This is a genomic window from Mesorhizobium sp. M4A.F.Ca.ET.050.02.1.1 (genome assembly GCF_003997725.1).
Lineage (GTDB): Bacteria > Pseudomonadota > Alphaproteobacteria > Rhizobiales > Rhizobiaceae > Mesorhizobium.
Genome location: NZ_RZSG01000119.1, coordinates 3,128 through 11,590, shown reverse-complemented (window position 1 = coordinate 11,590; position 8,463 = coordinate 3,128). Strand labels below are relative to the sequence as shown.

The 8,463-nt window shown below is 66.0% G+C and carries 11 protein-coding genes; 6 read left to right on the top strand and 5 right to left on the bottom strand.

The genetic code is table 11. The features are described 5' to 3' along the window. A partial coding sequence (gene cobT / locus EOA33_RS11200; protein ID WP_127405647.1) for a cobaltochelatase subunit CobT occupies positions 1-1,116 on the top strand: 1,116 nt, incomplete at its 5' end. Continuing rightward, positions 1,113-2,135 (top strand): esterase-like activity of phytase family protein, encoded by a 1,023-nt coding sequence (locus tag EOA33_RS11195; RefSeq protein ID WP_126058062.1) that lies wholly within the window; start codon positions 1,113-1,115, stop codon positions 2,133-2,135. The genes cobT and EOA33_RS11195, both read left to right, overlap by 4 nt. A 9-nt stretch (positions 2,136-2,144) precedes the next feature. On the opposite strand, the gene EOA33_RS11190 is transcribed toward EOA33_RS11195, so the two are convergent. From EOA33_RS11190 to rpmB, 3 genes are all read right to left on the bottom strand, one after another. After that, positions 2,145-2,816 carry a hypothetical protein gene (locus EOA33_RS11190; RefSeq protein ID WP_126058063.1) on the bottom strand — a complete coding sequence of 224 codons (672 nt, stop codon included), beginning with the start codon at positions 2,814-2,816 and terminating at the stop codon, positions 2,145-2,147. A gap of 59 nt (positions 2,817-2,875) precedes the next feature. Continuing rightward, the gene (locus EOA33_RS11185) at positions 2,876-3,556 is read right to left on the bottom strand and encodes a queuosine precursor transporter (protein ID WP_126058064.1); all 681 of its coding nucleotides are present in this window, start codon (positions 3,554-3,556) and stop codon (positions 2,876-2,878) included. A 140-nt stretch (positions 3,557-3,696) separates the two neighbouring features. Next, on the bottom strand, positions 3,697-3,993 hold the full coding sequence (gene rpmB / locus EOA33_RS11180) for a 50S ribosomal protein L28 (RefSeq protein WP_095804527.1): 297 nt from the start codon (positions 3,991-3,993) through the stop codon (positions 3,697-3,699). 265 nt (positions 3,994-4,258) lie between these two features. Here rpmB and EOA33_RS11175 point away from each other — a divergent pair, with 265 nt between their 5' ends. The 3 genes from EOA33_RS11175 to EOA33_RS11165 are packed head-to-tail and all read left to right on the top strand — an operon-like array spanning position 4,259 to position 6,634. Next, the gene (locus tag EOA33_RS11175) at positions 4,259-5,050 is read left to right on the top strand and encodes a DUF3108 domain-containing protein (RefSeq protein WP_126059345.1); all 792 of its coding nucleotides are present in this window, start codon (positions 4,259-4,261) and stop codon (positions 5,048-5,050) included. 28 nt (positions 5,051-5,078) lie between these two features. Further along, positions 5,079-5,966 carry an EamA family transporter gene (locus EOA33_RS11170; RefSeq protein ID WP_126058065.1) on the top strand — a complete coding sequence of 296 codons (888 nt, stop codon included), beginning with the start codon at positions 5,079-5,081 and terminating at the stop codon, positions 5,964-5,966. After that, positions 5,963-6,634: a lysoplasmalogenase family protein gene (locus EOA33_RS11165; protein WP_126058066.1), complete on the top strand. Its 672-nt coding sequence runs from the start codon at positions 5,963-5,965 to the stop codon at positions 6,632-6,634. The genes EOA33_RS11170 and EOA33_RS11165 overlap by 4 nt, the downstream gene beginning before the upstream one ends. On the opposite strand, the gene EOA33_RS11160 is transcribed toward EOA33_RS11165, so the two are convergent. Further along, the gene (locus tag EOA33_RS11160; RefSeq protein WP_126058067.1) at positions 6,631-7,059 is read right to left on the bottom strand and encodes a cupin domain-containing protein; all 429 of its coding nucleotides are present in this window, start codon (positions 7,057-7,059) and stop codon (positions 6,631-6,633) included. The genes EOA33_RS11165 and EOA33_RS11160 overlap by 4 nt on opposite strands. Before the next feature lie 22 nt (positions 7,060-7,081). Beyond that, positions 7,082-7,849 carry a hydroxyacylglutathione hydrolase gene (gloB, locus tag EOA33_RS11155; protein ID WP_126058068.1) on the bottom strand — a complete coding sequence of 256 codons (768 nt, stop codon included), beginning with the start codon at positions 7,847-7,849 and terminating at the stop codon, positions 7,082-7,084. Positions 7,850-8,048: 199 nt separating this feature from the next. Here gloB and EOA33_RS40395 point away from each other — a divergent pair. After that, positions 8,049-8,463: methyltransferase domain-containing protein (locus EOA33_RS40395; protein ID WP_245482301.1), on the top strand; the 415-nt coding region annotated here is incomplete at its 3' end.

The window sequence follows — 8,463 nt, the reverse complement described above, 5'->3', positions numbered from 1 at the left end:
GCCGAGGCGTCCGACGACGACGAGCAGTCGGCCGAGACGGAGGCGTCCGACGCCACCGCCGACGACCTCTCCGACGAGGACGATTCCGACGCCGAGACGCCCGGCGAGGCGCGGCGTAACGACAATCCCTTCACCAATTTGCCGAAGGAGATCGACTACAAGGTCTTCACCACGGCTTTCGACGAGACGGTCGGCGCCGAGGAATTGTGCGAGGAAGAGGAGCTCGACCGGCTGCGCGCCTTCCTCGACAAGCAGCTCGCCAATCTTTCCGGCGTCGTCGGCAGATTGGCCAACCGGCTGCAACGCCGGCTGATGGCCCAGCAGAACCGCTCGTGGGATTTCGACCTCGAGGAAGGCTATCTCGATCCGTCGCGACTGGTGCGCGTCGTCATCGATCCGATGCAGCCGCTGTCCTTCAAGCAGGAGCGCGACACGAAATTCCGCGACACGGTGGTGTCGCTGGTGCTCGATAATTCGGGCTCGATGCGCGGCCGGCCGATCACCGTCGCCGCCACCTGCGCCGACATCCTGGCGCGCACGCTGGAGCGCTGCGGCGTCTCGGTCGAGATCCTCGGCTTCACCACCCGCGCCTGGAAGGGCGGGCAGGCGCGCGAGAAATGGCTGAAGGACGGCAAGCCGCCGAACCCCGGCCGGCTCAATGATCTGCGCCACATCATCTACAAATCCGCCGACCACCCATGGCGGCGGGCGCGGCGCAATCTCGGCCTGATGATGCGCGAGGGCCTGCTCAAGGAAAACATCGACGGCGAGGCGCTGCTTTGGGCGCATAACCGGCTGATCGGGCGGCCGGAACAGCGCAAGATCCTGATGATGATCTCCGACGGCGCGCCGGTCGACGATTCCACGCTCTCGGTCAATCCCGGCAACTACCTGGAGAGGCACCTGCGCGCGGTCATCGAGCTGATCGAGACGCGCTCGCCGGTCGAGCTATTGGCCATCGGCATCGGCCATGACGTCACCCGCTACTATCGCCGTGCCGTCACCATCGTCGATGCCGAGGAACTGGCCGGCGCCATGACCGAGCAGCTCGCCTCGCTGTTCGGCGAGGAAAGCGCGCGCGAGATGCGGCGCGGCGGCTTGCGGCGCGCCGGATGAAGCTCATGGTGCGGGGCTTGCGGCGAACGGTTCTGGCTGCCTGCGCGCTGGCCGGCATGCTGTCGCCGGCCGTCGCCGCCGGTCTGGCTTCCATCGAGCCGGTCGAGATCTCGGCGCGGCCGATAGGCCAGTTCCGCATTGGCCATGACGACAAGCAGTTCGGGCCGCTGGAATTCGTCGGCGGTCTGGAGATGACCTCGCCGTCGCGCGATTTCGGCGCGCTCTCGGCCTTCCGCTTCCTCAAGCCCGGCGGCGACTTCATCGGCGTCGCCGACACCGGCTTCTGGTTTTTCGGCACGGTCGCACACGATGCCGACAAGCGGCCGTCGGGCATCCAGAATTTCCGCATGCAGCAGATGGTCGACCGGTCGGGACGGCCGATCGAAAAGAAATGGGAGGTCGACGCCGAGGGCCTCGCGGTCAAGGACGGCATCGCCACGGTCGGTTTCGAGCGAAACCAGCGCGTCGCCCAGTTCAGGATCGATCCCGACAAGATGAAGGCGCCGTTCAAGGAGCTCGACTATCTCGTGCCGGCCCGGGAGCTGCGCCAGAACCGCGGCTTCGAGACCGTCACCCATGCCAATCCCTACGGCCAGCACGAAGGCGGGCTGGTCGTGGTGTCGGAAAAGAGCCTGGACAAGGCCGGCAACATCTTCGCGGCGATCATCGAGGGCCCGAACAAGGGCGTCTTCACCGTCAAGCGCAATGGCGATTTCGACATCACCGACGGCGCCTTCCTGCCCGATGGCGATCTTCTGCTGCTCGAGCGCAGCTTCTCGATGGCGGGCGGGGTGAAGATGCGGCTGAGGCGCATCTACGGCGAGAGCGTCGAGAAGGGCGCCGTCGCCGACGGGCCGGTGCTGCTGGAGGCCGACATGGGCTACCAGATCGACAATATGGAAGGGCTCGACGTCTGGACCCGCGACGATGGCGCGCAGATGGTGTCGCTGATGTCGGACGACAACCACTCGATCCTGCAGCGCAACCTCTATCTGGAATTCATCCTGCACCAGGATTGAGGGGCCGGCCTAGGGCTTGGCCGCAATCCAGATGACGTGGCGGGCGCCGCGCTTGCCATGGGCACGCGCCTTGACCTCCTCGACGGTGAAGCCCGCCTGTTTCAGGCGCCGCGTGAAGCCGCTGTCCGGCCCTTGCGACCACACCGCCAGCACGCCGCCCGACTTCAACGCCGCACGTGCATGGCCGAGGCCGGCCGCGCGGTAGAGGGCGTCATTGTCCTTGTAGACGATGCCTTCAGGGCCATTGTCGACATCGAGCAGGATGGCGTCCCAGGCCGACATCCCGGCGCCGATGACGCGCCCGACATCGCTTTCCAGGATGGTGACGCGGGGGTCGTCGAGACAGCCGTCGAAAATCCCGGCCATCGGGCCGCGCGCCCAGGCGACGACGGCCGGCACCAGTTCGGCGACGGTGATGCTTGCGTCCGGGCCAAGCTCGGCAAGGGCGGCGCGCAGCGTGAAGCCCATACCAAGGCCGCCGATCAGGATTTTCGGCTGCTTGTGACCGGCGATCCTTTCGCAGGCGAGTTTTGCAAGCGCCTGCTCGGAGCCGCTGAGGCGGCTGTTCATCAGCTCATTGCTGCCGAGCATGATAGAGAACTCGGAGCCGCGCTGCTTCAAACGAAGTTCTTGTTCGCCATCAGGCGTCTTTGCCGAGTCGAGTTGGACCCAGGGTATCATGCTCTACCTTTGAGCATGATCTTGTCCGAAGACCGGTTCCCACTTTTCGGGATCATGCATTAGGTGGCCAGCGCCGGCTGGCTCCAGCGGGCGGCGAGCAACCGGTAGGGGATCAGCGCCACTACGGCGATGATCAGCTTCACCGAGAGGTCGCCGAGCGCCCAGGACACCCAGCGCATGGTCTCGGCCGGCAGCACACCCAGCAGCGGCGCCGCCTCCAGTGCGAAGGCATCGTTCGGGCCGGCGAAGGCGAAAGCGGCGGAGAAGGCGACGCCGAAGAAGATGATGGTGTCGAACACGGAGCCGACCAGCGTGCCGACGATCGGCGCGCGCCACCAGCTCTGCCGGCGCAGCCGGTTGAATACGGTGACGTCGAGCAGCTGCGCGGTGAGGAAGGCGGCGCCCGAGGCAGCGGCGATGCGCACCAGCCGGTCGGCGGCGGTCTCGAACTCGATCAGGCCGTGTCGGAACAGGAAGGGCGGGACGAGGATCGAGCAGATCACGGCCGTCATGAAGCCGACGAAGACGATCCTGCGCGCCACCGTCGGGCCATAGCGGCGGTTGGCGAGGTCGGTGACCAGGAAAGAGAAGGGGTAGGTGAAGGCGCCCCAGGTCAAGATGTCAGCCAGTGACAGGCCGCTGATCTCACCCTGCATCGGGAACTGCACAAGGATGTTGGAGGCCACGACGACGAGCGCCATGGCGGCCACGAAGGGCAGGTAACGCGAGAAGGAATTCATTTTTTTATCCTGGGTAATGGAACCAGCGGGAGCGCCGCCCTGGCGTGGACGACGCTATCGTCTTGCTTCGAATATGAAATCGGACCGGAAATCGCTTCGTGCTCCCGGTCCGGCTAGCGGCGGTGATCCGCCGAAAGGCGTCAGGCTGCCGGCTGCTCGGCGAGCTTCTTGGCGATCTGCTTCTTCAACAGACGGGCGCGCTGCGACAGCTCCTTGGCGTCGGCCTTGGCCAGGAAGGCGTCAAGGCCGCCGCGGTGCTCGACCGAACGCAGCGCGTTGGCCGAAATGCGCAGGCGCACATTCTGGTTCAACACTTCGGAGATCAGCGTCACATTGACCAGGTTCGGCAGGAAGCGGCGCTTGGTCTTGTTGTTGGCGTGGCTCACATTGTTGCCGGTCTGGACTGCCTTGGCAGTGAGCTCGCAGGTGCGGGACATGATACTAACCTTCAGTTCTCGGTCGGCCAAACCATTCGACCCGCGCCAGGCGGCGCGCGGTCTCGGTCAGGCGGCCTTATGGAAAAAGTTGGCGTTCCATAGTGGCATTTCACCGGCGCGTCAAGCTCCGGCCAGCCGGCATCGTCAGGCCATATTCCATATAAAGGCCGGATTTCTCCCTATAAGCCAGCGACATAGGGACATGCCAGCCTGGAATTGCCCGTTTCCCGGCTGAAAATCGAGGACTGCCATGCTTCGCCCCCCTGTGCTTCGTTTGCCATATGCGTTCGCTGGATTGCTCGCCGTGGCCCTGCCGACGGCAAGTTTCGCCGCCGCGGCGCCACAATCCTTCAAGGGTGAATACACGGTGTCGTTCCTCGGCCTTTCGGTGGCCAGGGCGACGTTCTCGAGCCGCTATGACGGCGATAATTACGCGATCAACGGCACCGTCTCAGCGGCAGGCCTCGCCAAGCTGTTCGACGACACAAAGGGCACGGTTTCGTCCAAAGGCACGATTTCAGGCAAGCAGATGCGGCCTGCGGCGTTCCGGGCCGACTACACGTCGGGCAAGAAGGCCTCGGTGGTCGACATCCGCTTCGCCAATGGCGCGGTAACCTCGACCGAGGTCATACCGGCGCCGAAGAAGCGCGATCCCAAGAGCTGGGTGCCGCTTGGCGCGGGCGACCTGAAGTCGGTTCTCGATCCGATGGCGGCGACCGTCATCCACGCCGACAGCCTCGATCAGGTCTGCGGGCGCACGGTCAAGTTCTACGACGGCGAGATGCGCGCCAACCTGACGCTGACCTATGCCTCGAAAGGGTCGATCTCGGTGCGGGGCTACAAGGGCGACACGGTGACCTGCCGGATGGGGTTCGAGCCGGTGGCGGGGTACCGCAAGGGCCGCAAGGCGCTGAATTTCCTCAAGGACCGGAGCCGCATGATGGTGACGTTTGCACCGCTCGGCCAAACCGGCGTATATGCGCCGATCCGCGCAACGGTCGGGACCCAGATCGGCCCGCTGACCATCAGCGCCGGACGGTTCGAAGCCATAAACTAGGCGCGTTTGCGCGCCGCCGGAGACAGGCATGGGGCGCGCAACACTGATCGGCTTCTCGGCGGTCGCCATGTGGTCGCTGCTGGCGCTGTTGACCGACGCGTCCGGCCAGGTGCCGCCATTCCTGCTGTCGGCCATCACCTTCGCCATCGGCACGTGCGTCGGGCTCGCCGCGCGGCTGGTGATGCCGGCCGCTGACCGGAGCAAAAAGATCCCGCCGCAAGTCTGGGTGATCGGCATTGCCGGCCTATTCGGCTACCATTTCTTCTACTTCACCGCGCTGCGCAACGCGCCGGCGGTGGAGGCGAGCCTGATCGCCTATCTGTGGCCACTGCTGATCGTGCTGGGCTCGGCGCTGATGCCGGGCGAGCGGCTAGCCTGGAACCACGTCGTCGGCGCGCTGCTCGGCCTCGCGGGAACGGTACTCATCGTCACCAAGGGCGGCGGGCTCGCCTTCGACGCGCGCTATGCCTTCGGCTATGCGATGGCCGGCGTCTGCGCCCTCCTGTGGTCGTCCTATTCGCTGTTGTCGCGGCGTTTCCCGTCGGTGCCGACCTCGATCGTCACCTGGTTTTGCGCCGCGACGTCGGCGCTTTCGCTGGCCTGCCACTTCCTGCTCGAGCAGACGGTGCTTCCCGTCGGCATCGGCCAGTGGCTGGCCGTGTTCGGCCTTGGCCTGATGCCGGTGGGGGCCGCCTTCTACGCCTGGGACATCGGCGTCAAGCGCGGCAACATCCAGGTGCTGGGCGCGGCGAGCTACGCCGCGCCGTTGCTGTCGACGCTGGTGCTGATCATTGCCGGCGTCGCCGAGCCGTCGCTGCGCATCCTCGCCGCCTGCGTGCTCATCACCGGCGGCGCGGCACTTGCCGCGAAGTCGCTGTTGCTGCGCAAAGCGGCCACGGGTGAGGCAAACGCATGATGCCGTTTCCCGGCGGCATCGACGCCAACGCCAATGCGACGCTGGTGTTCTCGCTGGTGGCGGCGGTGATCTACGCTTTCACGCTCAACATGCCGCCGAGCCTCGCCCGCTCGGCGGCAAAGACGCTTGCCGTCGCCGTGCTGGCGGTGCTCGCCCTCATGCAGGGCGGCCCATTTCTGTTGGCTGCCGCGCTCGCGCTCAGCGCCGTCGGCGATGCCTTCCTGTCACGCGATGGCGAGAGGGCCTTCCTTGGCGGGCTGGCCAGTTTTCTTACGGCGCATATCCTCTACGTTCCGCTGTTCCTGCAAAGCGGCGGCGGGCTGGATGTGCTTGGCTCCGAATCCTGGCGCGGCGCGATCGCGCTCGCCATGGCGGCATTCGCGATCGTCATGCTGGCGGCACTCTGGCGCCGTGTCGGCCCCGCCTTGCGCCTGCCGATCGCCGTCTATGTCGCGGCGATCCTCGCCATGGGGATTTCGGCGCTCACCACCAGCAATACGCTGGTGATCGGCGGCGCCATCCTGTTCATGGCGTCGGATGGGTTGCTCGCCGCCGAAAAATTCCTGCTCGCCGCCATCTCCCCGCACCGCGCCTGGATGCGTTACGCGGTCTGGGCGCTCTACTACGCCGCGCAGGCGGCGATCAGCTTGGGTTTTCTACTCGGCTAAGGCTGTTTCGGCTGCCAGCCCGGCTCGGCCATCTCGAAGGCGGCGAAGTCGAAGCCCGGCGCCACGGTGCAGCCGACCAGCGACCATTCGCCGAGGCTGCGCGCCGACTGCCACCAGCCGGCCGGCACCACGATCTGCGGCCGCTCGCCGGCGGCAAGGGCGATGCCCAGCACCTGCTCGATCACGCCGCCGCCTTCCTCATGCATCGACAGCGCCAGCGGCGCGCCGGCATGGAAGTGCCAGACCTCGGCCGCGTCCCTCACCCGGTGCCAGGCCGACAGTTGGCCCTCTTCCAGAAGGAAGTAGATGGCGGTCGAATGGCCGCGCGCGCCTCCGGCACCATCGCGAAAGGTCTCGGCATACCAGCCACCCTCCGGGTGCGGCTGCAAGCCGAGCGTGGCGATGATTTCGGCGGCACTGGTCATCGGCCGGAAGCTAGCACGAGGCTCAGAAATTGTCCTTGCGCTTGCGGATCTCGGCGAACACCTCGGCGTCGGCGGCCGTCTCCATGCCGAGATGCTTGCGGATCGCCGGGTCGTGCCAGCGCAGGAACGGATTGGTCGACAATTCCTCGCCGATCGTCGTCGGCAGCGTCGGCTTGTCGTCGGCGCGCAGTGCCTCGATCCGGGCGGCGCGTTCCTTCAGGGCCGAATTGGTCGGGTCGACGGTCAGCGCGAAGCGGGCGTTGGACAGCGTGTATTCATGGCCGCAATAGACGACCGTGTCGGCCGGCAGCGCCGCCAGCTTCTTCAGCGAAGCGTACATCACCGGCGGCTTGCACTCGAACAGCCGGCCGCAGCCCAGCGCAAACAGCGTGTCGGCGGTGAAGGCGACTTTCGAGGCCGGCAGATGGTAGGAGACATGGCCGGCGGTGTGGCCTGGCGTGGCGATGACGTCGATCCGTTCCTCGCCGAGGTGGACGACGGAGCCTTCGCCGACCGTCTCGTCGATGCCGGGGATTTTCTCCTTTTCCGCTTCCGGCCCGATGATGCGCAGCTTGAAGCGTTCCTTCAGCGCCAGATTGGCCTCGACATGGTCGACATGGTGGTGAGTGGTCAGGATCAGCGTCGGCGTCCAGCCGGTGCGCTGGATGGCGGCCAGAATCGGCGCCTCCTCGGGTGCGTCGATGATGGCGGTCTGGCCGCTCGTGGGGTCACGCACCAGCACGCCGAAATTGTCGCTGCGGCACATGAACTGTTCGATTTCGACCGGCATCGCGTCTCTCCACCAAAGCGCCGTGCGTCCAATTCGACGCACAAAGGACGCTCTAAGCTGTTTATCTGCTGCATCGCGCTTTCCGAAATCGAAACCGATTTCGGGCCGATGCAGTTGTCGCCGCAGACATAGGGCGCTTGGGCGCCGATGTCATCCGCCTTTGTTGAACTTGCAATGCTTCGAAGCTACCGTCCCGGCCATGCATTCCGATATCGTCGACCTCCGTTCCTTCTATTCGACCACGCTGGGGCGCCTGGCCGAGCGCTCGATCACCATGGCGCTGTCGTCGATCTGGGCGGCCGTGCCAAACGAGCGGCTGGTCGGGCTCGGCTACACCTTGCCGTGGCTGGAGCGGTTCGGCGCCGACGCCGAGCGCGTCTTTGCCTTCATGCCGGCGACGCAGGGGGCCGTGGTCTGGCCGACGACGGGGCCGACGGCGACCGCGCTGGTCTTCGACGAGGAATTGCCGCTGGTCGATTCCTGCATCGACCGCGTGCTGCTGGTGCACTCGCTCGAACATGTCGAAAACCCGCGCGAGACGCTGAACGAGATCTGGCGGGTGCTATCGCCTGCCGGTCGCGTCGTCATCGTCGTGCCCAACCGGCGCGGCGTCT

Excerpts from the sequence above, each read along its gene's own strand:
- gloB (WP_126058068.1), bottom strand. The coding sequence starts at position 7,849 with ATGCCGGTCGAAATCGAACAGTTCATGTGCCGCAGCGACAATTTCGGC.
- EOA33_RS11190 (WP_126058063.1), bottom strand. The coding sequence starts at position 2,816 with ATGATACCCTGGGTCCAACTCGACTCGGCAAAGACGCCTGATGGCGAA.
- EOA33_RS11160 (WP_126058067.1), bottom strand. The coding sequence starts at position 7,059 with ATGACCAGTGCCGCCGAAATCATCGCCACGCTCGGCTTGCAGCCGCAC.
- EOA33_RS11195 (WP_126058062.1), top strand. The coding sequence starts at position 1,113 with ATGAAGCTCATGGTGCGGGGCTTGCGGCGAACGGTTCTGGCTGCCTGC.
- EOA33_RS11185 (WP_126058064.1), bottom strand. The coding sequence starts at position 3,556 with ATGAATTCCTTCTCGCGTTACCTGCCCTTCGTGGCCGCCATGGCGCTC.
- EOA33_RS11165 (WP_126058066.1), top strand. The coding sequence starts at position 5,963 with ATGATGCCGTTTCCCGGCGGCATCGACGCCAACGCCAATGCGACGCTG.
- rpmB (WP_095804527.1), bottom strand. The coding sequence starts at position 3,993 with ATGTCCCGCACCTGCGAGCTCACTGCCAAGGCAGTCCAGACCGGCAAC.
- EOA33_RS11170 (WP_126058065.1), top strand. The coding sequence starts at position 5,079 with ATGGGGCGCGCAACACTGATCGGCTTCTCGGCGGTCGCCATGTGGTCG.